The sequence below is a fragment of the Geodermatophilus sp. URMC 61 genome (genome assembly GCF_052931555.1).
In genome coordinates this window covers 5,138,767-5,161,349 of sequence record NZ_JBRFHZ010000002.1, presented here as the reverse complement: position 1 = coordinate 5,161,349, position 22,583 = coordinate 5,138,767, and the positions used below count along the sequence as shown (strand labels likewise).

Sequence of the window (22,583 nt, the reverse complement as noted above, 5' to 3'; positions counted from 1 at the left end):
CCTGCAGACGGGGCGGGAGGACGGGGTCCTCTCAGCGCGGGACCGGGAGGGACCCACTGGAGCTGATCCCCGGGATCCGCCCGGCGCGGAACGCGTCGACGAACAGCCGGAAGTCGTCCTGCGTGCGGCGCGCGTAGGAGTGCGCGAAGTCGACCAGGTCGGCGACGAACTCCTCCCGCCGGCCACCGACCATCTCGGTGATCGCCTCCTCGGTCTGGAACGGCACCAGGGTGTGGTCGCTGTCGGCGTCCCCGACGCAGTGCATCTTCGCCGTGGCCCGGCCCAGCTGCGCCAGGACCGGGGCGATCTCCTCGGGCTCGGTGAGGTCCTCCCAGTCCAGGTCCAGCTCGTAGGGCGAGAGCTCCTGGACGACGAACCCCACCCCGTCGACCTCGGTGTGACCGAGGAACTGGGAGGCGTTGGCCTGCAGCGCCCGCTGCGACACCGCCGTCCGGTGCCCCTCGTGCTCGAAGGACGCCCGGATCTGCGGGTCGCGGACGACGCGGCTGGGCGCCGGCACGTTGCCCTGCTTGAGCGAGAGGACGACGTCGTTCTCCAGCGCCTGGTCGTAGCCCTCGATCAGCACGTTGTAGGCGGGCAGGCCGGCGCTGCCGATGCCGAAGCCGCCCGTGGCGACGACGTCCTTGACGTCGTAGGCGACGTCGCGGCGCCGGCGCGGGGGGAAGACGGTCCCGCGCCAGCGGTCCAGCGCCGCCAGCACCCGGTCCCGCTCCGCCTCGTCCAGCCGCCGGGTGCGCGGGCCGTCGGCGAAGCGCCGCTGGAAGTCCTCGACGACGGTCATCCGGTCCAGCAGCCGCGCCCGGCTGCGCGCGCTGGTCTCGAGGATGACCCGGTGCACCGCCCCCTCGGTGTTCTCACGGACCAGGGCGAAGGACTTGTCGTCGTCGAGCCGGGTGAAGTGCTCGACCTGGTCGAGGTAGGCGTGCAGGTAGCGGCCGAGCAGCTCGGCGATGACCTCGTCGGAGAACGCCTTCCGCCAGGCCAGCAGGGCGAAGCTCGCCACGAACCGGCGCAGGTCCCAGCTGGCGTGCCCGACGTAGGCCTCGTCGAAGTCGTTGACGTCGAAGACGATCCGCCCGGCGCCGTCCATGTAGGTGCCGAAGTTCTCCGCGTGCAGGTCGCCCTGGATCCACACGCGGCTGGTGCGCTCGTCGCACCAGCGGTCCTCCAGCTGACCCATGTCGGCGTAGAAGAGGCAGGCGGTGCCCCGGTAGAAGGCGAACGGGTCGGCCGCCATCTTGCGGAACTTGGTGCGGAAGGCGCCGGCGTCGGCGGTCATCAGCTCGGAGAAGGCGTCGACCAGGACATCGACGATCTGCTGGGCGCGGTCACCGTGGGTGACCCGTGCGGGGGATTCGGCCACGGGGGGACCGTAGGGGGCGGTTAGCCTGCTGGGACAGGTGCGTTCTCCATCCGAGGGACGGGGTGGCGGTGACTCGAGCGACCACGGCATGGCGGCTGGCCACGGGAGCCGCCTACGGCGGCGGGGGGCTGGGCCTGGCCGGCGCCGGGATGCTGGCCGTGCTCCGGCAGCAGGCCCGCTCCGCCCGGCGCCGGGTCCAGTCGAGCAACCTGCGCGGGGACCCGCCCTCGGGCGAGGGCGTCTACGGGCGCGGCCGCGGCCGGCCGATCGTGTTCGCGGTGCTGGGTGACTCCAGCGCCGTCGGGCTGGGTGTGCACCGCGCCGCCCAGACCCCCGGCGTGCTGCTCGCCGCGGCGTTGGCCGAGCTGGCCGAGCGCCCGGTCCGGCTCGTGCGGCTGGCGGTCTCCGGCGCGAAGTCCTGGCAGCTCGACGAGCAGGTAGACAAGGCCCTCCTGGAGCACCCCGACGTCGCCCTCATCATGATCGGCGCGAACGACGTCACCAGCCGCACCGCCCCCGCGATCTCCGTCCGGCACCTGCGCGACGGCGTCCGCCGGCTCACCGAGGCCGGCACGCAGGTCGTCGTCGGCACCTGCCCGGACCTGGGCACCGTGCGCCCGATCGCCCAGCCGCTGCGCTGGCTGGCCCGCCGGTGGAGCCGGCAGCTGGCCGCCGCGCAGACCATCGCCGTCGTCGAGGCCGGTGGGCGCAGCGTGTCGCTGGGTTCGGTGCTCGGGCCGTCCTTCGCCGAGGACCGGGACCTGTTCAGCATCGACGAGTTCCACCCGAGCGCGGCCGGCTACGCCGCGGCGGCCGCCGTCCTGCTGCCCTCGATCGCCGACACGCTCGGCGTCTGGCCGGCCGCGGCCGACCGGGGGCTGCGCAACCTGCGCCGCGACACCGTCCGCCCGGTCGCCCGGGCCGCCGCCCGGGCCGCCGGCCGCACCGGCACCGAGGTCCAGGCGACGGCGGTCCGCGGTCAGGACACCGGGCCGCGGGGTCCGTGGGCGCGGCTGCGCCGACGCCGGCCGCCGGACCTGCCGACGCCCGAGCAGGCCGAACGCGCCGCGGAGGCCACGCCACTCGGGTGACGCCCCTGGGCTGAGCGAGATGGGCCCTACCGGGGAGTAGGTTCGGGGGCGACCCGACGTCCGGCGCCCGTCGTCGGATCCCCTCATCGTGGAGGACCCATGCCCGAAGCCGTCATCGTCGCGACCGCGCGCTCGCCCATCGGTCGTGCGTTCAAGGGCTCGCTCAAGGACCTGCGGCCCGACGACCTCACCGCCACCATCGTGCGCGCGGCCCTCGACAAGGTGCCCGCGCTGCACCCGACCGACATCGACGACCTGATCCTCGGCTGCGGCCTGCCCGGCGGCGAGCAGGGCCACAACATGGGCCGCGTCGTCAGCGTGCTGCTCGGCATGGACCACCTGCCGGGGACGACGATCACCCGCTACTGCTCCTCCTCGCTGCAGACCACCCGCATGGCCATGCACGCGATCAAGGCCGGCGAGGGCGACGTCTTCATCTCCGCCGGTGTCGAGATGGTCTCCCGCTTCGTGAAGGGCAACAGCGACTCGCTGCCGGACACCCAGAACCCGGTGTTCGCCGACGCGCAGGCCCGGGTGGCCAAGACCGCCGAGAGCGGCGCGGACTCCTGGGCCGACCCCCGCGAGACGGGTGACCTGCCGAACATCTACATCGCGATGGGGCAGACCGCCGAGAACCTGGCGCTGCTCAAGGACGTCTCCCGCGAGGAGATGGACGAGTTCGCCGTCCGCAGCCAGAACCTGGCGGAGCAGGCGCTGAACGAGGGCTTCTGGGAGCGGGAGATCACCCCGGTCACCACGCCGGACGGCACCGTGGTCGGCAAGGACGACAGCCCGCGCGCCGGCACCACGCTGGAGGGCATCGCCGGCCTCAAGCCGGTCTTCCGCCCCGACGGCCGCGTCACCGCGGGCAACGCCTGCCCGCTCAACGACGGCGCCGCCGCGGTCGTGGTCATGAGCGACACCAAGGCCCGCGACCTGGGGCTGACCCCGCTGGCCCGCATCGTCTCCACCGCGGTCACCGGTCTCTCGCCGGAGATCATGGGCTACGGCCCCGTCGACGCCTCCAAGCTCGCGCTGCAGCGCGCCGGGATGAGCATCGGCGACATCGACCTCGTCGAGATCAACGAGGCCTTCGCGGCGCAGGTCATCCCCAGCTACCGCGACCTGGGCATCGACATCGACCGGCTCAACGTGCACGGCGGCGCGATCGCCGTCGGCCACCCGTTCGGCATGACCGGCGCCCGCATCACCGGCACGCTGATCAACGGCCTGCAGACCAAGGACAAGACCTTCGGCCTGGAGACGATGTGCGTCGGTGGCGGCATGGGCATGGCGATGGTCCTGGAGCGCCTCTCCTGAAGAAGGACCCCCTCGCCCCCGCCGCTCGCGAGCTCGTGGCGGGACCCTGCAAGGGGGCCGTGCCAGCACGTCACCTGCAAACGGCCAGTGGCCCGGCCCCCTCGCGGGGACCGGGCCACTGGCATGTGGTGCGGTGTCAGATCACTCGCTGCTCTGCAGGTAGGACAGCAGCCGCAGGATCTCCAGGTACAGCCAGACGACCGTGATGAGCAGGCCGAAGGCGATGTACCAGGCGAACTTCGCCGGGGCGCCACGGCGGATCGCCTCGTCGGCCATGTCGAAGTCGAGCAGCAGCGAGAACGCCGCGACACCGATCACGACCAGGCTGAAGACGATCGACAGGGTGCCACCGTCACGCAGGCCCAGGCCGCCGGGGACGAAGAACCCGACCACCAGGTTGACCAGGACCAGCGCCAGCACACCGAACATCGCGCCGACGATCCAGCGGGTCAGCTTGGGTGTGACCCGGATGGCGCCCGTCTTGTAGACGACCAGCATGCCGGCGAAGACACCGAAGGTGCCGACCAGCGCCTGCATCACGATGCCGGGCCACACCTGGTTGAAGGCCTCGCTGATGGCACCGAGCGCGATGCCGTACAGCGCCCCGTAGGACAGGGTGGCGACCGGGTTCGCGATCTGCTTGAAGGAGATCACCAGGCCGAGCACCAGGGCCACGAGGACCGCGGGCAGGGCCAGGCCGAACGCCAGCTGCTGCGGGAGCAGCGCCCAGGTGACGGCGGCCGAGATGACGGTGACCAGGAAGGAGAGGCCCGTCTTCTGGACGACGTCGTCCATCGTCATGTAGCGCGTGGTCGGCGGCGCGTACGGCGACTGCGCGTACGGCGACGGCGCGGCGTACGGGTCCTGCGTCCCGTAGCCGTACTGCGGGGCCCCGTACTGGGGCGCGCCGCCCCACGGGGACTGCTGGCCGTAACCGGGGCCCGCGTTCTGGAGTCCCCGGCCGAAGACCGGGTTGGAGCTGGGCATCGTCATCTCCTCGAGGTGACCTGGCTGTCGTGGGGCCCACGGTCCTGCACCCCACTCGTCCAGGTCAACGCCCAAAGGGCCCTGCGCGTTCCTGGCCGCCCCCTGGACACCCGGACGAGGGGGTGCGGAGACGCCGTGGGGCCGGTGGCTGCCGGCCACCGGCCCCACGGTCCGGTCGACGAGCGATCCCGACGAGCGATCCCATCGACTCGGCACCCCCGGCCCCCTCCCGGGCCCCACCGGCCCGAGGCTCGTCGCGAGCCTGCAACCGGTGGGCAGGGGTCGGCCCCGTCCCGGCGGCCCTCCTGCCGGGTCCCGCCGCGAGCTCGCGAGTGGCGGGGGGCAGGGGAGCCTTGCTCAGACCGCGTCGCCGCCGTGGTCGTGGTCGTGCCCGCCACCGCCGGCCTCGTCCGCCGCGGGCGGCGTGAGCCGGTACTCCCGGGCCAGCGGGTCACCCTCGTAGGTGCCGCCGGGGACCGGCCTGCCGGCCACCCCGTTGACCCGCTCGGTGTCGTAGGCCAGCGTCAGCACCGAGTAGGCGATGGCGTCGGAGTTCTGGTCGAGCGCCTCGGGGTCGAGGTTGGCGATGTCGTCCCCCGGCTGGTGGTAGTTCGGGTCGTACGCGACGCCGGCCTCACCGCCGTAGGCCTCCACCTGGTACGGCTGCTTCAGCACCTCGGCACCGGTGAACAGGCCGCCGGAGGGGATGCCCGCACCGATGAAGGCCTGGTAGTCGCTGCGGCCGCTGAACTCGGTGCCCTCGTAGAAGAGCTCCTGCTCCTCGTAGAAGTCCTCGAAGACGTACTCGATCTGGTCCGAGCCCTCCGGCACCGGCACGCCCTCGGGAGCCGGGAAGGTCGACTGGTCGCCGTCGTAGATGAACCGGGCGAAGTTGGGGGAGCCGACCATGTCGAAGTTCAGGTACAGGCCGATGTCCCCGCGCTGGGCCTCGGTCAGCGTCGTGACGTAGTGCTCGGACCCGAGGAGGCCCAGCTCCTCGGCGCCCCACCAGGCGAAGCGCACCGTGTTGTGGAGCTTGGCCTCGGCCAGGTTCTCGGCCACCTCGACGAGGGCGGCGCTGCCGCTGCCGTTGTCGTTGATCCCCGGACCGGCGAGCACCGAGTCCAGGTGGGCGCCGGCCATGACCACGTTGTCCGAGGTGGCCCCGGGCAGCTCGGCGATGACGTTCTCGGTCGTCCGGATCTCGCTGGTCGCGTCCACGGCCAGGTCGACCGTCGTGCCCCCGGCGGCGAGCTCCCTCCCGAGGGTCGTCGGGACGCCGACGACCGGGATCGTGACCCCGGGGGCGCCCAGCGTCCCGTTGAGCGGCCCCTCCGTGTTGTTGAACACGATGACCGCGGAAGCGCCCGCGGCCTGGGCGTTGGCCGCCTTGACCCCGAAGGGGCAGGTACCCCGCTGGACGAGTGCCACCGACCCGGCGACGAACCCGGTGAAGTCCTCGACCTCGCAGCCGCTGGTCGTGGAGTCGACGTCGACCGGGGCGACGGCGCCGTTGTCCACCGTGCCGGCGCCGGTGTACGTCATGGGGGCGTAGTCGGTGTCGACCTGGTACGTCGCCGGCGTGGGCGTGACGCGGGCGAACGAGCTGCTCCGCAGCTCGAAGAACGGGAACTCGAACCCCTGCCGGGTGACCGTCCAGCCCGCGGCCTCCAGGCGTTCCTGCACGTAGTCGGCCGAGGCGGTGTAGCCGGGCGTCCCGGACGCGCGGGTGTCGCCGTGGGCGTCGGCGATGCCCTGGAACGCCTTGAGGTGCTCCATGACCCCGTCCAGGGTCACGCAGTCGGTCAGCTTGGCGACGGTGTCGTTCGTCCGCTCCTCGCACGCGGTGGCGGCGCCCGGTGCGGCCACGGCCGGGCCGGCCAGGGCGACGGTGCCCGCCAGCGCCATCGCGCCGGCGGCGCCGAGCGCGACCGCGCGCGCCCGGCGGGAGGTGGTGGGAATCATGCGGGGCCCCCTCTGCTCGCGGGTGCCTCGCCGTTGAGAGCACCCTCCGTCAACCCCTGTGACTCTTTGTGATGCGATCGGGTTCCGTCAAGCCTTGTTCTGTGACCGGCGACGTGCTAGTGCCCCCGGTCGGGTTCGAACCGACACTGGGACCCTTTTAAGGGGCCTGCCTCTGCCAGTTGGGCTACGGGGGCCGCCGAGCACGCTAGCCCGGCGGTCAGCCCGCCCGCAGGGAGCCCGACTGGGCCTTGTCCTCCGCCGAGGGCGGCGGCAGCGCGCCCGTCCGGCCGGTGTTGGCGGCTTGGACGAACTCGCGGCGCGGGTCCTGCAGCTGGCCCAGCGAGATGATCTCCCGGCGGAAGAGCGCGGCCATGGTCCAGTCGGCGACCACCCGCGCCTTGCGGTTGAAGGTGGGCACCCGGCTGACGTGGTAGGTGCGGTGCATGAACCAGGCCGGCCAGCCCTTGAGCTTCACGCCGTACACCTGGGCGACGCCCTTGTGCAGGCCCAGGCTCGCCACCGAGCCGGCGTAGGCGTGCCGATAGGGCACCGGCTGCTCCCCCCGCAGCGTCAGCACGATGTTGTCGGCCAGCCGCTTGGCCTGCCGGACGGCGTGCTGCGCGTTGGGCGCGGTGGTCGCTCCGGGGTCCTCCTTGGTGAGGTCCGGGACCGCGGCGAGGTCACCGGCCGACCACGCGTCGGGCAGCCCCTGCACCTGCAGGGTCGCCTCGCAGAGGACCCGCCCGCGCCCGTCGACGGGCAGGTCGGTCTCGGCCAGCATCGGGTTGGGCTTGGTGCCCGCCGTCCACACCAGGGTGTCGCTGTCGAACTCGTCGCCGTCGCTGAGCCGGACGTGGCAGTCGGACACCGACTCCAGCCGGGTGTTGAGCCGGACGTCCATGCCACGCGCCGTCAGCTGCTTGACCGTCCAGGCGGCCATGTCCAGGTCGACCTCGGGCAGGATCCGGCCCATCGCCTCGACCAGCACCCAGCGCATGTCCGCCGGGGACAGCCGCGGGTAGTAGTGCGTGATGGCGTAGTGGGCCATGTCCTCGAGCTCGGCGAAGGCCTCCACGCCCGCGTACCCGCCGCCGACGAAGGTGAAGGTCAGCGCGCGGCGGCGGACCTCCGGGTCGTCGGTCGAGCTGGCGGCGTCCAGCCGGGCCAGCACGTGGTTGCGCAGGTAGATGGCCTCGCCGACGTTCTTGAAGCCGATGCCGTGCTCGGCCAGCCCGGGGATGGGCAGCGTGCGGGCGACGGAGCCCGCAGCCATCACCAGCACGTCGTAGCGGAGCTCGTAGGGCTCGCCCACGAGGGGGGCGATCCGTGCCCGCCTGTCGGCGTGGCTCAGGTCGGTGACCGCACCGGTGACCACCCGGCACCGCGGCAGCGTCCGGCGCAGCGGCACCACGACGTGACGCGGCTCCACCGAGCCGGCCGCGGCCTCGGGGAGGAACGGCTGGTAGGTCATGTGCGGCTGGGGGTCGACGACGATGACCTCCGCCCGCCCGTGCGAGAGACGCTTCTGCAGCCGCAGGGCGGTGTAGAGCCCGACGTAGCCGCCGCCGACGATGAGGACCACGGGTCGGTCTGCCATGCGCCCGAGCCTAGGGCGAATGAGGCGGTCCCGGCACGGTCGCGGCCAGCATGGTCGCGCGGGCGAGGACGGCGTCCAGCATCGGCTCGGTGAGCTTGCCGGTGAAGGTGTTCTGCTGGCTGACGTGGTAGCTGCCCAGCAGGGTCAGCGGCCCGCGCGGCCCCTCCAGGGACACCTCGACGCCGTGCCCGAACGCCGGCCGCGGCCGCGGGAGCGCGTAGCCGGCCTCGGCGAGCACCGGCCACAGCGCCGTCCAGCCGAACCCACCGAGGACGACGACGACCCGCAGCCGCGGCAGCAGCGCCAGTTCCCGCGCCAGCCACGGGGAGCAGGTGTCCCGCTCCTCCGGGGTGGGGGCGTTGCCCGGCGGGGCGCAGCGGACCGCGGCGGCGACCCGCACGCCGGTGAGCTCCAGACCGTCGCCCACGTGGGTGGACGTCGGCTGGTTGGCCAGGCCGGCCCGCCACAGCGCAGCGAAGATCCAGTCCCCGCTGCGGTCGCCGGTGAACACCCGACCGGTCCGGTTGCCCCCGTGCGCGGCCGGCGCCAGCCCGACGACGGCGATCCGGGCGTTGGCCGGTCCGAGCCCCGGCACCGGCCGGCCCCAGTAGTCCTCGTCCCGGAAAGAGGCCCGCTTCACGCGGGCGACCTCCTCCCGCCAGGCGACCAGGCGCGGGCAGGCGCGGCAGCCTGAGACCCGGGCGTCGAGGACGGCGAGGTCGCGGGCGCCGCGCGCCGAGCGGACGACACCGGCCGGAGTGCGGGTGACCGGGAAGCCGGCCGCGTCCCCGGGGCGACCCCGCTGCAGGGGTCCACCGCGAGCCTCGGTCGGCCCCTCTGCAGCGGAAGGACCTCCCTGCCCCCCACCGCTCGCGAGCTCGCGGCGGGCCCCTGCAGGAAGGCCGTGGGAGCAGGGGGGTGCTTCACGGGGGGCAGCAGGGTCCTTCACGGACACCAGCAGACCACCTGGGCGAGCGCGGGTGCACCGCGGGGCGGCATGATCGCGGGGTGGCCCGGACGAGGAAGCAGAAGGCACCGCTGACCTGGAAGCTCCTGGGCACCGGCACGGCGGTCCCCACGGGGATCGCCGTCCGGAAGCTCAGTGACGCCGCCTGGTACGCCGTGCGGGGCACTCCCCCGCCGAAGAACCCGGCCGCGCCGGGCGTCGGCTGGGGCGAGGCCCTGGCCTGGGCGGCGGTGTCGGGGGTCGCCGTGGCGGCCGGCCGGCTGGTCGCCGCCCGCGGCGCGGCGGCGGCCTACCAGTCGCTGACCGGCAAGCTGCCGCCCGGGATCAACGAGAGCTCCCCCTGACCGGTCCGCGGGCCAGCTGCAGCGCGATGCCGTCGAGGATGTCGTGCTCGCTGACCACGACGTCGTCGAGGGCGAAGGCGTCCATGAGCACCCGCAGGATCAGCGAGCCGGCGCCGATGACGTCGACCCGGCCCGGGTGCATGACCGGGTACGCGGCGCGTCGCTCCCGCCTGGCGGTGAGCAGCCCGGCGGTCACCGCGCGGACGGCGGACACCGGGATCCGCGAGCCGTGGATGGCCACCGGGTCGTAGGCCGGCAGGTCCAGGGCGAGCGCCGCGACGGTGGTGACCGAGCCGGCCAGGCCCACCAGGGTGGCGGTCTCCTCCACCGGCACGGCGGCGGCGACGTCGGCCAGCGCGGCGCGGATGTCGGCCTCGGCGCGCTGGATCTCGTCGGCCGAGGGCGGGTCGCCGTGCAGGTGCCGCTCGGTCAGCCGCACGCAGCCGACGTCGACCGAGCGGGCCGCGCGCACCCCGGTCCCGTCGCCGAGCACGAACTCGGTGGAGCCGCCGCCGATGTCGACGACCAGGTACGGCGGGCGGGGACGGGCCTGGCCGTGGGCGGCGACCGCGGCGTCGAGCGAGGCGGTGGCGCCGACGAAGGAGAGCCGGGCCTCCTCGTCGCCGGGGACGACGTCGGGCAGCTGGCCGAGGGTGGCCAGCACCATGCCCTCGAAGTCGGCGCGGTTGGCGGCGTCCCGGCTCGCGCTGGTCGCGACCATGCGCACCGCCGTCGCGCCGAGCTCGCGGGCCTGGGCGGCGTACTGCTCCAGGACGACGCGGGTGCGCTCGATGGCCTGCGGTGCGAGCCGGCCGGTGGCGTCGACGCCCTGGCCGAGCCGGACGACCTCCATCCGGCGCAGCAGGTCGGTGTGCGGCCCCTCCGGCGGCACGTCGGCCACCAGCAGGCGGATGGAGTTGGTGCCGCAGTCGATGGCCGCCACCCGGGTCATGGCCGGTCCTCCTGTGCGCAGGGACCGTTCGCCCACCACTCCCCCATCGCGGCCACCGCACGATCGCCGACCGGGTTGACCCCCGGGCCGGCGGCCAGCGCGTGCGCGGCCAGGGCGTGCAGGCACTTCACCCGGTCGGGCATGCCCCCGGCGGTGTTGCGGGTGGGCAGCTCTCCGAGGGCGTCGCGCTCGGCCAGGTAGGCCTCGTGCGCGGCGCGGTAGCCCGCGGCCAGCTCCGGGTCGGTGCCCAGGTCGGCCTGCCACTCCCGCATCCGGCCGGTGGACTCTAACCGGCTGGCCGCGGCGCTCGCCCGCGGGCAGGTCAGGTAGTACAGCGTCGGGAACGGCGTGCCGTCCTCCAGCCGCGGTGAGGTCTGCACGACGTCGGGCTGGCCGCACGGGCAGCGGTGCGCGACCGCGCGCAGGGCACGTGGCGGCCGCCCGAGCTGGCGGGCCACGACCTCCCGCTCCTCGGGTGTGATGGGTTCCCTCACGTGGCCTCCTCGCCGGCGCTCGTCGGCCACGTCCGAGTCCCTGCTGTACACATCGGTGCGCTCGCGAGCTCGCTCACCCGTCGGGCTCCTCGGCGCCGTCGGCCACCGCGACCGACTGCAGCAGCCCCTCGTACCAGGACAGGTCGGCGTCCGCGGGCTCGGGCACCGTGCCGGCGTCCCCCTCGACGGCCTCGCCGTCCACCACGACCACCAGCCGGTCACCGGGCAGCACGTACGCCAGCCGCTCGCGGGCCTGCCGCGCCTGGTAGTCCGGGTCGGCCTGCCGCTCCAGCTGCTCCTGGAGCTGCTCGGCCCGCTGGTCGAGAGCGGTGCCCTCCGCGGCCAATCGGGTCAGCTCGGCGCGGCCGGCGAGGAACTGGCGCACCGGGCCGGCCAGCGTCAGCAGCAGCACCAGGACCAGGCCGGCGAGCAGGACCGCGCGGCCGGTGACCAGCGGGCGCCGGGGCGTCCCGGCGGCCGGCGCCGTCCGCGCCGTGCGGCGGGCGGCCCGCTTCGGTTCCGGCCGGCTGCTCGCACCCGAGCGGGAGCCCGTGGGAACCGGGCGGGACGTCGCACCCGACAGCGGGCGCCCGGTGGCGCGCCGTCGTGCGGACGACGCGCCCGACCCGCCGCGGCGACCACGCGCCGCGCTCATGGGCGGGCGCGACCGGTCACTCGCCGGCCGCCGCGCCCAACCGCGGGAAGGCGGCCGCACCGGCGTAGCGGGCGGCGTCGTCCAGCTCCTCCTCGATGCGCAGCAGCTGGTTGTACTTGGCGACGCGCTCGCTGCGCGCCGGCGCACCGGTCTTGATCTGCCCGCAGTCGGTGGCGACGGCGAGGTCGGCGATCGTGGTGTCCTCGGTCTCGCCGGAGCGGTGGCTCATCATGCAGCGGTAGCCGCTGCGGTGCGCCAGGTTGACCGCGTCGAGGGTCTCGGTCAGCGTGCCGATCTGGTTGACCTTCACCAGCAGCGCGTTGGCGGCGCTCCGCTCGATGCCGTCGGCCAGCCGCGCCGGGTTGGTGACGAACAGGTCGTCGCCGACGAGCTGCACGCGGTCGCCGAGCGCGGCGGTCAGCGCGATCCAGCCGTCCCAGTCCTCCTCGGACAGCGGGTCCTCGATGGAGACGATCGGGTAGGCGTCGACGAGGCCGCGGTAGTAGTCGGTGAGGTACTCCGCCGAGCGGGCCTGACCCTCGAAGTCGTAGCCGCCGTCGGCGTGGAACTCGGTGGCGGCGACGTCGAGCGCGAACGCGATGTCACGGCCGAGGGTGTAGCCGGCCTTCTCGACGGCCTCGGCGATGAGGTCGAGCGCGTCGCGGTTGCTGGGCAGGTCGGGGGCGAAGCCGCCCTCGTCGCCCAGACCGGTCGACAGGCCGCGGCCCTTCAGCACCGACTTGAGGGCGTGGTAGGTCTCGGTGCCCATGGCCAGCGCCTCGGCGAACGTCGGCGCGCCGATGGGGGCGATCATGAACTCCTGCACGTCGACGTTGCTGTCGGCGTGGGCGCCGCCGTTGAGGATGTTCATCATCGGCACCGGCAGCAGGTGCGCCGAGGGCCCGCCGACGTAGCGGAACAGCGGCAGCCCGGCGGACTCGGCGGCGGCCTTGGCCACCGCGAGGCTCACCCCGAGGATCGCGTTGGCGCCCAGGCGCTCCTTGTTCGGCGTCCCGTCGAGGTCGAGCAGTCGCTGGTCGACCAGGCGCTGCTCGTTGGCGTCGTAGCCGACCAGTTCGGGGCCGATGACGTCGAGCACGTTGTCGACGGCCTTGGTCACGCCCTTGCCGGCGTAGCGCTCACCGCCGTCCCGCAGCTCCACCGCCTCGAAGGCGCCGGTGGAGGCCCCGCTGGGCACGGCGGCCCGCGTGATCGTCCCGTCGTCGAGGGCGACCTCGACCTCCACGGTGGGGTTTCCGCGCGAGTCGAGGATCTCCCGCGCGCCTACGGCGTCGATGCTGGGCACGGGGGTCAGCCTAGCCAGCGAGCCGGGCCGCGCTCACCTGCCGCGCGTTCCGGCGTCCGGTCCACCGCGCGGGCGTCCCGTGGTGAGTCCCCCGCGCGGGCCTCCGCGTCGGCGTCGAGCTCTCCGGCGTAGCGGCGGACCGCCTCGCGCAGCGCGTCCTCGACGTCCCAGCCGCGCCGCTCGGCGGCGGCGACGACGGACAGCAGCCGCTCCCCCAGCTCCTCCGGGCTGGCCGAGCCGAGCTCCGCTGGCTCGGGCGTGGTCAGGCCGGCGCGGGTCGCCCGGCGCACCAGCGCCGCGCCCCACGAGGCCGCGGGCTGCGACCGGGAGACGCCCTCGGTCGGCGAGCGCCGCTGCTTCTCGGCCCTCTTGATCTCCTCCCAGCCCGCCTCGACCTGCGACACGTCGCGTGGACCGGCGTCGCCGAACACGTGCGGGTGCCGGCGGACGAGCTTGTCGACGAGGTCGCCGGCGACGTCGTCCACGTCGAAGCGCCGGCCGGGTGGCGCCTCCGCGGCGACGCGCGCGTGGAAGACCACCTGCAGCAGCACGTCGCCGAGCTCCTCCCGCATGCCGGCCGGGTCGTCGTCGACGATCGCGTCGTAGGCCTCGTGTGCCTCCTCGAGCAGGTAGCCCCGCAGCGAGGCGTGCGTCTGCTCGGCGTCCCACGGGCAGCCGCCGGGCGAGCGCAGCACGTCCATCACCCGGACGACGTCGAGCAGCCGGCTGCCGGGCAGCGGCGGGGCGTCGACGACCTCCCCGGCGTCCACCTCGACCCCGGCCGGGACGAGGGCGACGACGCTGTCGGGGCGGACTGCGGCTGCCGCGGCGTCGGGGACGTCGTCCACCGGCCAGCCCTCGGCGCGCAGCGCGTCGGCGGTCGCGGCGGCGCCGGGCAGCGCGACGACCGGCCGGCCGCTGGCGACCGCCCGCCAGGCCGCCGGGGCGAGCAGGCCCGGGAGGGAGGGGTGGACGACGACGGCGAGCGCGACGGGCACCCGGTCAGTCTCCGGCAGCCGCCGGCGCGGTGCCGCCCGCCGCCTCCAGGAGGTCGACCACCCCGTCGCCGGACGGGACGATGGCGCCGTCCTCGAGAACGCCGTACCGCGGGTTCACGGTGACGTCGATGCCGGCGCGGACGTCGTCGACGAGCTGCTGCGCGGCGGTGTCGGCGTCGGCCCGGGCGGCCTCCTCGAGGTCGGGGCGGACCTCCTCGAAGGTCGGCACGGCCGGCTCGCCGACGAACACCACCAGGACGCCGGGCACGTCGGGCACGGTGAGCGAGGTGGCGGAGTTCGGGGCGGCGTTGCCGACCACCTCGGCCAGCGGCGCCGGGACGTCCCCGGCCGCGCGCGTCGACACCTCGGGCAGCGTGGTCTGGCCGGGGTACTGCGCGGCGATCGCCGGGTAGGCGCCCGGGTCGGCGTTGAGCGCGGCGACCGCGGCGTCGGCAGCGGCCTGGTCGGGGACGTTGACGTAACCCAGCCGGACCTGCGCGAGCGACGGCGCCTGCTCCGCGTACGCCGCGCGCAGCTCCTCCTCGCTCAGACCGCCGCCGAGCCCCTGGGACTCCGCGACCCGCTGGCGCAGCAGCTGCTGGCGGACGGTCTCGAAGACGTCGGCCCGCGCCACGCCCTGGGCGGCGGCCTGCGCGTAGACGGCCTCCGGGTCCTCGCCGGCGAGCAGCTCGTCGAGGCGCGCCAGCACGTCGGCGTCGTCCACCGTGACGCCGTAGCGCTGCGCGACCCGGTCGTAGAGCTCGGCGGTGACCAGCCGGGTCAGGACCAGCCGGGTGAACTCGTCCTCCCGGCCCGTGGCGGCCTGGGCCAGGGCCGGGTCCTCCAGGCGGGTGTCCACCGCCGTCTGCAGCTCGTCGACGGTCACCTGCTCGTCGCCGACGTAGGCGGCCACGCTCGGGTCGCTGCGGCAGCCGGCCACCCCGGCCAGCGCGACCAGGCCCACGGCCAGCGATGCGGTCAGGCGACGCATGTGCACGATCGGAGCGTGCCACAGCCCGTGTGACCGGGGACGCACCTCACACCACCGGGGGTGGCGCCGCGCCCACCCCCCACATGGGGGGGGTTCGCGCCGCAGGGGTTCCGCCGGGCGCGACCCGCTGACAGCATCGCCGGATGCCTCTGGCCGTTCCCGCAGCGAGCTGCGCGGATGCCACGGCGGCCGGCGTCCGCGTCGCCGTCCGGCTGGTCGACCTGGCCGCGGACGACCGGGTCACGGCCCGGGCGGCGAGCGTCCTGACGCCGGCCGAGCTGGCCCGCGCCCGGCGCGGCACACCCGCCGTCCAGCGCCGCCGCGTGCTGCTCCGGGCCGCCCTGCGGGCCGCCCTGGCCACCGAGCTCGGGGTGTCCCCCCGCGCGGTCCCCGTCCGCACGACCCCGTCCGGCCGTCCCGAGGCGGGTGTGCCCGGCCTGGACGTCAGCTGCTCGGCCGGCGGCGTCCTGGGCCTGGTCGCCGTGGGCCGCGACTGCCGTCTCGGGATCGACCTCGAGCAGGTGACACCCTGGACCCCGGACGTCCTCGACGAGGGCTGGCTCGACCCCGCCGAGCAGCGCGCGCTCACCCGGCTCCCGGCGACGGCCCGCGCGGTCGCCACCGCGCGGGCGTGGACGCAGAAGGAGGCGGTCCTCAAGGCCCGCGGCACCGGCCTGCTCGAGGACCCCCGCACCACGGTGACCCCGATCGGGCAGCCGGCCGGCACGGTGGCCGGCTGGTCGATGAGTGACGTGCCGGTTCCGGACGGATGGGTGGCCAGCCTGGCGGTCGCCCGCGACGAGGAGAGACCCCGATGACGCTCGCCCCCACGGTCCCGCAGCTCGCCGGGTTCCGCGCCCGCTGCGAGGAGGTGGCCGGCGCCGAGCTGCCCACCCCCGGCGCGCTGCACGCCTTCTCGATCGAGCAACCAGACCGGTTCTGGCGGACGCTGCTGGAGTGGTCGGAGCTGCCCTGGTCCGGCTCGGCCGACGTCGTCCTGACCGAGGGGGACGTCGAGACCGCCCGGTTCTTCCCCGACGTCCGGCTCAACTACGCCGAGGCCCTGCTGCGGCCGTTGCCCGGCGTGGACGACGACCGGCCCGCGGTCACTGCCGTGCACGCCGACCGCCCGGCCGAGCGGCTCAGCCGCGGGCAGCTGCGGGCCGAGGTCCAGCACACCGCCGCCGTCCTCGCCGGGCTCGGCCTGCGCGAGGGCGACCGCGTGGTGCTCGTCGCGCCCAACACCGCGCGGACCGTCGTCGTGGCGCTCGCTGCCGCGGCGCTCGGCGCAGCGGTGGCCACCGCCGTGCCCGACATGGGCGCCGCCGCGCTGCTGGGTCGCTTCGAGCAGGTGGAGCCGGCGCTGCTGGTCCTCGACCGCGCCGGGATGACCGACGACACCGTGACCGCGCTGGTGGCGGGGCTGCCCACCGTGCGCCGGCTGCTCGTCCTCGACGACCGGCCCCTGCCGACGGCCGCGGTCCCGGTCGACCGACTGGCCGACCTCGACGCGCCCCCTGGACCGGGCCCGGTCTGGGAGCACCGCTCGTTCGACGCCCCGTTGTTCGTGATGTTCTCCTCGGGCACCACGGGGCCGCCGAAGGCCATGGTTCACGGCGCCGGCGGCACGCTCCTGGAGCACGTCAAGGAGCACCGCCTGCACGGCGACCTCGGCCCCGCGGACACGCTCTACTTCCACACCACCACCGCCTGGATGATGTGGAACTGGCAGCTGTCGGCCCTCGCCGTCGGTGCGCACGTCGTCCTCTACGACGGGCCGGTCAGCGGGCCGGAGACGCTGTGGCGGCTCGTCGCCGAGCACGGGGTGACCGTCTTCGGCACCAGCCCCGCGTACCTGCAGCTGTGCCAGGACGGCGCCTACCGCCCCGCCGACGCCGTCGACCTGACCCGGCTGCGCGCCGTCCTCTCGACCGGGGCGGTGCTGCACGACTGGCAGTTCGACTGGGTGGCCGACGCGGTCGGCCCGCTGCCGCTGCAGTCGGTCTCCGGGGGCACGGACATCATCGGCTGCTTCGTCCTGGGCTCTCCCGAGCTGCCCGTCCGTCGCGGCCGGTGCCAGGTCCGCAGCCTGGGACTGGACGTCGCCGCGGTGGACGAGGACGGCCACGAGGTCGTCGGGGCGGTCGGTGAGCTGGTGTGCCGGCGACCGTTCCCGTCCCGCCCGGTCGGCTTCCTGCGCGACCCCGACGGCGCCCGCTTCCACGCCTCCTACTTCGCCGCCCACCCCGGCATGTGGACCCACGGGGACCTCGTCGACTTCGAGTCCGACGGATCGGCGCGGCTGCACGGCCGCTCGGACGGGGTCCTGAACGTCGACGGACTGCGGATCGGGCCCAGCGAGGTCTACACCGCGCTGCGCGGCGTCCCGGAGGTCGCCGACGCGATGGCGGTCGAGCAGCGCGACCCCGACCGCCCGGGCTCCACCCGCATGGTGCTGCTGGTCGTGCCGCGCCCCGGCGCCCGGTTCGACGACGACCTGGCCCGCAGGATCCGCCGGACGCTGCGGCAGGAGGCCTCCGCGGCGCACGTCCCCTCGGTGGTCGTCGCCGTCCCCGAGCTGCCCCTCACCCACAACGGGAAGCGCTCGGAGCGCGCGGCCCGGGACGCGGTCAACGGCGACCCGGTCGTCAACGCCGCGGCCCTGCGCAACCCGGAGTGCCTCGAGGCGATCGGGGCGGCCGTCCGCGCGCCGGACGCGGAGGTCGTGGCACCGGTCGGCACGGGCCCCGGCACACCGGACACGACCGTCCTGGGAGACCTCCGTCCCCTCTGGCGCGACGTCCTGGGCGGGACCGGGGCCGGGCCGGAGGACGACTTCTTCGACTCGGGCGGCACGTCCCGCCAGGTCATGAGCCTGCTGCGGAGGGTCCGGCTCGACCTCGGCGTCGACGTCCCCCTGCAGGAGTTCCTCGGTCAGCCGACCCTCGCCGGGCTGACCGACGCCGTGGGTCGGGCGCGCTCGGCCGCCGCTCCGGAGGTCCCGCTGCTGCGTGCCGGGCACGGCCGGCCGGTGTTCGTGCTCGGCGACGCGTGGGGGCAGTTGAACTCCTACGCCGCGCTGGTGCAGCAGCTGGACACCGAGCGCCCGGTCCACGGCATCCAGGTGCCCCTGACGTACGAGGGACGCCGGCGGACGGTCGTCGAGGTGGCCGAGGACGCCGTGGCGCGGATGCGGCTGGTGCAGCCCTCCGGCCCGTACAGCCTGCTGGGCTACTCCTTCGGCGGCCTCGTGGCCTACGAGATGGCGACCGCGCTGCAGGCAGCGGGCGAACCCGTCGGCTACCTGGGCCTGATCGACGTGCTGCCCCCGCTGGCCGCCCTCACCCCGGCGGAGGCGCGCGCCCGGCGGTGGGTCGGCCGCGTGGAGACCGTCCTGTCCGGCGAGGCGCGCGCCGCGCTGACCCGGCGTCTGCGGCTCCCGGCCCGCCACGCCTCCGCGGCGGCGGAGGATGCGTTCTTCCAGGGGTCCTACGAGGCGGCGAACTCCTGGCGGCCCTCGCCCTACGCCGGTGCGGTCACCTACTACCTCGCCGAGGGCCGCCCGCCGCTCGTCGGCAACTCGCTGGCCGCCTGGCGCCGGGTGGCCCCCCACCTGCTGGTGACCGAGGTGCCCGGGCACCACGGGGACCACGACGACGACCGCCCGAGCGTGCTGAGCGCGCGGTTCGTCGGGTTCCTGGCCGCACGTGTCTCCGCGACGCTGCGGTGACACCGTCGACCTACCGGTCGACACCGCGGCCACGTGCCGTCCCGCTCGGAGAGCCTCCGGCCCCCACTCGTCGCGACGAGTTCAGGCGGCGATGGGCTGCTCCAGCAGGGCGGACAGCAGCGAGTGCAGGTGGTCCAGCAGGGCGACGTCCCGCAGCGGCGTGCGCCGGTCCGGGCCGACCGGCACCTTGAGCGAGATGGTGTCGACGGCGGACTTGTAGGTGGCGCCGTCGGCCAGCCGCGCCAGGCGCATCTGCTTGGACTCCGGCAGCCGGACCGGTGAGATCCGGATCGCCCGGCCCTGCATCGACACCTCGGTGATGCCCCACTGCCGGACGGCGGCCCGGAAGCGCGCCACGGCCAGCAGGTTGTGCACCGGCGCCGGCGGGGCCCCGTAGCGGTCGGTGAGCTCGTCGAGCACGGCCTGCGCCTGCTCGTCGGACTGCACCGAGGCCACCTTGCGGTAGGCCTCCATCCGCAGGCGCTCGCCGGGCACGTAGTCGTGCGGCAGGTGCGCGTCGACCGGCAGGTCCACCCGGACGTCGGCCGGCTCGGCCGGCGGCTCCTCGCCGGCCAGCTGCGCCCGGTAGTCGGTGACCGCCTCACCGACCAGCCGCACGTACAGGTCGAACCCGACGCCGGCGATGTGCCCGGACTGCTCGCCGCCGAGCAGGTTGCCCGAACCGCGGATCTCCAGGTCCTTCATCGCCACCGCCATGCCGGCGCCGAGGTCGGTGTTGTGCGCGATGGTGGTCAGCCGGTCGACCGAGGTCTCGGTCAGCGGACGGGAGGGGTCGTAGGTGAAGTAGGCGTAGGCCCGCTCCCGGCCGCGGCCCACGCGACCGCGGATCTGGTGCAGCTGGGACAGGCCGAAGGTGTCGGCCCGGTCGACGATCAGCGTGTTGGCGTTCGGGATGTCCAGCCCCGACTCGACGATCGTCGTCGCGACCAGGACGTCGTACTCCTTCTCCCAGAAGCCGACCATGATCCGCTCGAGCTGGTGCTCCTTCATCTGCCCGTGGCCGACGGCGACGCGGGCCTCCGGCACCAGGGCGCGGATCTTCGCGGCGGCCTTGTCGATCGACTGCACCCGGTTGTGGATGACGAAGACCTGGCCGTCGCGCAGCAGCTCCCGGCGGATCGCGGCGGCCATCTGCTTGTCGTCCCACGCGCCGACGTAGGTCAGCACCGGGTGCCGCTCCTCGGGCGGGGTGAGGATCGTCGACATCTCGCGGATGCCGGTCAGCGACATCTCCAGGGTGCGCGGGATCGGGGTGGCCGACATCGACAGGACGTCGACCGCCGTCCGCATGGTCTTCAGGTACTCCTTGTGCTCGACGCCGAAGCGCTGCTCCTCGTCGACGATGACCAGGCCGAGGTCCTTGAACCGGGTGGTCGGCTGCAGCAGCCGGTGGGTGCCGACGAGGATGTCGACCTCGCCGTCGGCCAGCTCGCGCAGGATCTGCGTCGTCTCCGCGTCGGACTGGAACCGGGACAGCACCCGCACCTCCACCGGGAACTGGGCGACCCGCTCGGAGAAGGTCTTGTAGTGCTGGTTGGCCAGCAGCGTCGTCGGCACCAGGACGGCGACCTGCTTGCCGTCCTGCACCGCCTTGAAGGCCGCCCGCACGGCGATCTCGGTCTTCCCGTAGCCGACGTCGCCGCAGATGATCCGGTCCATCGGGACCGGGTGCTGCATGTCGGTCTTGACCTCGTCGATCGCGGCCAGCTGGTCAGGGGTCTCCTGGAACGGGAAGGCGTCCTCGAGCTCGCGCTGCCAGACGGTGTCCGGGCCGAACGCGTGGCCCTTGGTCGCCATGCGCGCCGAGTAGAGCCGGATGAGCTCGGCGGCGATCTGCTTGACCGCCTTGCGGGCCTGGCCCTTGGTCTTCTGCCAGTCCGCGCCGCCGAGCTTGGACAGCGCCGGGGCCTCGCCGCCGACGTAGCGGGTCAGCTGGTCGAGGGCGTCGGTGGGCACGAACAGCCGGTCCGGCGGCTGGTTCCGCTTGCTGGGGGCGTACTCGACGATGAGGTAGTCGCGCTGCCCGCCGTTGACGGTGCGGCTGACCATCTCGATGTAGCGGCCGATGCCGTGGTGCTCGTGGACGACGAGGTCGCCGGGCTGCAGCTGGACCAGGTCGACGGCGTTGCGCCGGCGCGCGGGCATCTTCACCGCGTCACGCATCGAGGTGCCGCGCTGCCCGGTGAGGTCGTGCTCGGTGAGCAGCGCCAGGCCGACACCCGGGAAGGCGAAGCCGGCCTCCAGGTTGCCCTGGGTGACGTGGGGGAGCCCGTGCTCGGGGGCCGTCGCGATGTCCGGCACGAGCCGCGCGCCGAGGTCGGCCTCGGTGAACTGGTCGGCGGCGCGCTGTGCGGGGCCGGGACCGGCGAAGGTGACCACCGTCCGCCAGCCGTCGCGGGACCAGGCGCGCAGCTGCTCGATCGCGCGCGGGACGTCGCCGGCGAAGCGCTCGACCGTCGTCGCGTTCAACGTGACGGAGGTGTCGTCGTCCTCCGTCTGCAGCGTGAAGGCGCCGGTGCTCCACCACGGCAGCCCGCGGCCGCGGGCGGCGGCCTCGACGTCGGCGAGGTCGCGGAAGGACGACGCACCGAGGTCCAGCGGCGCCTCGCCCGCCTCGGCGGCGGTCGCCCACGAGGCGGCGAGGAACTCCTCGGCGGTGCGGACCAGGTCCGCGGCGCGGCTGCGCACCCGCTCGGGGTCGCAGACCAGCACGTGGGTGCCGGCGGGGACCAGGTCGGTGAGGAGCTGGAGGTCCCCCTCGATGAGGGCGGGGGTCAGCGACTCCATGCCCTCGACGGCGATGCCCTCGGCCAGCTTGCCCAGGATCTCCACGAGACCGGGGTGCTCGGCCGCCAGCTCGGCGGCGCGGGCTCGCACCCCGTCGGTCAGCAGCAGCTCACGGCACGGCGGGGCCCACAGCCGCTCCGGGCGCTCGTCGAGCGAGCGCTGGTCGGCGGCGGAGAAGTAGCGGAGCTCGTCGACCTCGTCGCCCCAGAACTCCACTCGGATCGGGTGCGGCTCGGTCGGCGGGAAGACGTCGAGCAGGCCGCCGCGGACGGCGAACTCGCCGCGCTTCTCGACCAGCTCGACGCGGGTGTAGGCGGCGTCGGCCAGCGCGCGGGCGACGTCGTCCAGCTCGACGGTGTCCCCCGGCTCAAGCTCGACCGGCACCAGGTCGCCCAGCCCGGGTGCCAGGGGCTGCAGCACGCTGCGCACCGGCGCGACCAGGACGTCGACGGCGCCGTTGACGCCGGGGTGGGTGAGGTCGCGCAGCACGGCCAGCCGCCGGCCGACGGTGTCCGCGCGGGGGGACAGCCGCTCGTGCGGCAGCGTCTCCCAGGCCGGGAAGACCTCGGTGCGCCGGTCGGGCAGGAAGCAGCGCAGCTGGTCGGCGACGGCGTCGGCGTCCCGCTCCCCCGCCGTCACGACGAGGACGGGCACGCCGGCGCCGCGCTCTGCACCCGACCCGCCCCGCGCCGCCAGTGCGGCGGCGACCAGCGGCTGCACGGACGGCGGCGCGGTGACCGCCAGCTCCGCGTTCCCGGCGGCGGCCACGACGCGGGCCATCCCGGGGTCGGTGAGGACGACGTCGAGCACGCCGCGGAGGGTCACGAAGGAGTCTCCTGAGGTCGGGTGGCCACACACGGCGCGCCGGGTGCGCGGGGGGCCGTACACCCAGGTTAGTCCCGCTGCGACCGCCCCGCCGCCGCTCCGCGTGGCTCGGTCGCCGCCCCGGCCCCGGACGCACCGCGGGCCCCCGACACCGGTGTCGGGGGCCCGC

General features: G+C 74.7%; 17 protein-coding genes and 1 tRNA gene. 5 read left to right on the top strand and 13 right to left on the bottom strand.

Annotated elements, in window-relative coordinates:
* Positions 1–31: 31 nt before the first annotated feature.
* Positions 32–1,384 carry a DUF2252 domain-containing protein gene (locus tag ACU610_RS24165; protein WP_446770228.1) on the bottom strand — a complete coding sequence of 451 codons (1,353 nt, stop codon included), beginning with the start codon at positions 1,382–1,384 and terminating at the stop codon, positions 32–34.
* 68 nt (positions 1,385–1,452) lie between these two features.
* On the opposite strand from ACU610_RS24165, the gene ACU610_RS24160 reads away from it, so the two are divergent.
* Complete coding sequence (locus ACU610_RS24160) at positions 1,453–2,475, top strand: SGNH/GDSL hydrolase family protein (protein WP_446770227.1); 1,023 nt, start codon at positions 1,453–1,455, stop codon at positions 2,473–2,475.
* A gap of 99 nt (positions 2,476–2,574) precedes the next feature.
* Positions 2,575–3,795 (top strand): acetyl-CoA C-acetyltransferase, encoded by a 1,221-nt coding sequence (locus ACU610_RS24155; RefSeq protein ID WP_446770226.1) that lies wholly within the window; start codon positions 2,575–2,577, stop codon positions 3,793–3,795.
* 141 nt (positions 3,796–3,936) lie between these two features.
* Here the strand turns inward: ACU610_RS24155 and ACU610_RS24150 are convergent, their stop codons facing one another.
* The 5 genes from ACU610_RS24150 to ACU610_RS24130 form a co-directional block, all read right to left on the bottom strand.
* Positions 3,937–4,782: a Bax inhibitor-1/YccA family protein gene (locus ACU610_RS24150; RefSeq protein WP_446770225.1), complete on the bottom strand. Its 846-nt coding sequence runs from the start codon at positions 4,780–4,782 to the stop codon at positions 3,937–3,939.
* 357 nt (positions 4,783–5,139) lie between these two features.
* Complete coding sequence (locus tag ACU610_RS24145) at positions 5,140–6,747, bottom strand: M28 family metallopeptidase (RefSeq protein WP_446770224.1); 1,608 nt, start codon at positions 6,745–6,747, stop codon at positions 5,140–5,142.
* Between the two features lie 120 nt (positions 6,748–6,867).
* A tRNA-Leu gene (locus tag ACU610_RS24140) sits at positions 6,868–6,941 on the bottom strand.
* A 23-nt stretch (positions 6,942–6,964) separates the two neighbouring features.
* Complete coding sequence (locus ACU610_RS24135) at positions 6,965–8,344, bottom strand: NAD(P)/FAD-dependent oxidoreductase (RefSeq protein ID WP_446770223.1); 1,380 nt, start codon at positions 8,342–8,344, stop codon at positions 6,965–6,967.
* 10 nt (positions 8,345–8,354) lie between these two features.
* On the bottom strand, positions 8,355–8,984 hold the full coding sequence (locus ACU610_RS24130) for a uracil-DNA glycosylase (RefSeq protein ID WP_446770222.1): 630 nt from the start codon (positions 8,982–8,984) through the stop codon (positions 8,355–8,357).
* A gap of 368 nt (positions 8,985–9,352) precedes the next feature.
* Here ACU610_RS24130 and ACU610_RS24125 point away from each other — a divergent pair, with 368 nt between their 5' ends.
* Positions 9,353–9,655, top strand: coding sequence for a DUF4235 domain-containing protein (locus tag ACU610_RS24125; protein ID WP_446770221.1), 303 nt, complete (start codon positions 9,353–9,355; stop codon positions 9,653–9,655).
* On the opposite strand, the gene ACU610_RS24120 is transcribed toward ACU610_RS24125, so the two are convergent.
* The 6 genes from ACU610_RS24120 to ACU610_RS24095 form a co-directional block, all read right to left on the bottom strand.
* Positions 9,636–10,607 (bottom strand): Ppx/GppA phosphatase family protein, encoded by a 972-nt coding sequence (locus ACU610_RS24120; RefSeq protein ID WP_446770220.1) that lies wholly within the window; start codon positions 10,605–10,607, stop codon positions 9,636–9,638. The two genes, ACU610_RS24125 and ACU610_RS24120, sit on opposite strands and share 20 nt — an antisense overlap.
* On the bottom strand, positions 10,604–11,101 hold the full coding sequence (locus ACU610_RS24115; protein WP_446770219.1) for a DUF501 domain-containing protein: 498 nt from the start codon (positions 11,099–11,101) through the stop codon (positions 10,604–10,606). The genes ACU610_RS24120 and ACU610_RS24115 overlap by 4 nt, the downstream gene beginning before the upstream one ends.
* A 73-nt stretch (positions 11,102–11,174) precedes the next feature.
* The gene (locus ACU610_RS24110; protein ID WP_446770218.1) at positions 11,175–11,756 is read right to left on the bottom strand and encodes an FtsB family cell division protein; all 582 of its coding nucleotides are present in this window, start codon (positions 11,754–11,756) and stop codon (positions 11,175–11,177) included.
* A gap of 16 nt (positions 11,757–11,772) precedes the next feature.
* Positions 11,773–13,062 (bottom strand): phosphopyruvate hydratase, encoded by a 1,290-nt coding sequence (eno, locus tag ACU610_RS24105; RefSeq protein ID WP_446770217.1) that lies wholly within the window; start codon positions 13,060–13,062, stop codon positions 11,773–11,775.
* Positions 13,063–13,067: 5 nt separating this feature from the next.
* Positions 13,068–14,060 carry a MazG family protein gene (locus ACU610_RS24100; RefSeq protein ID WP_446770216.1) on the bottom strand — a complete coding sequence of 331 codons (993 nt, stop codon included), beginning with the start codon at positions 14,058–14,060 and terminating at the stop codon, positions 13,068–13,070.
* Between the two features lie 4 nt (positions 14,061–14,064).
* Positions 14,065–15,051 (bottom strand): peptidyl-prolyl cis-trans isomerase, encoded by a 987-nt coding sequence (locus ACU610_RS24095; RefSeq protein WP_446770750.1) that lies wholly within the window; start codon positions 15,049–15,051, stop codon positions 14,065–14,067.
* A 143-nt stretch (positions 15,052–15,194) separates the two neighbouring features.
* Here ACU610_RS24095 and ACU610_RS24090 point away from each other — a divergent pair, with 143 nt between their 5' ends.
* Positions 15,195–15,869, top strand: coding sequence for a 4'-phosphopantetheinyl transferase family protein (locus tag ACU610_RS24090; RefSeq protein ID WP_446770215.1), 675 nt, complete (start codon positions 15,195–15,197; stop codon positions 15,867–15,869).
* Positions 15,866–18,781 (top strand): acetoacetate--CoA ligase, encoded by a 2,916-nt coding sequence (locus ACU610_RS24085; RefSeq protein WP_446770214.1) that lies wholly within the window; start codon positions 15,866–15,868, stop codon positions 18,779–18,781. Before ACU610_RS24090 ends, ACU610_RS24085 begins: the two co-directional genes overlap by 4 nt.
* Before the next feature lie 81 nt (positions 18,782–18,862).
* Here ACU610_RS24085 and mfd read toward each other — a convergent pair whose 3' ends face one another.
* Positions 18,863–22,414 (bottom strand): transcription-repair coupling factor, encoded by a 3,552-nt coding sequence (mfd, locus tag ACU610_RS24080; protein ID WP_446770213.1) that lies wholly within the window; start codon positions 22,412–22,414, stop codon positions 18,863–18,865.
* Positions 22,415–22,583: the final 169 nt, after the last annotated feature.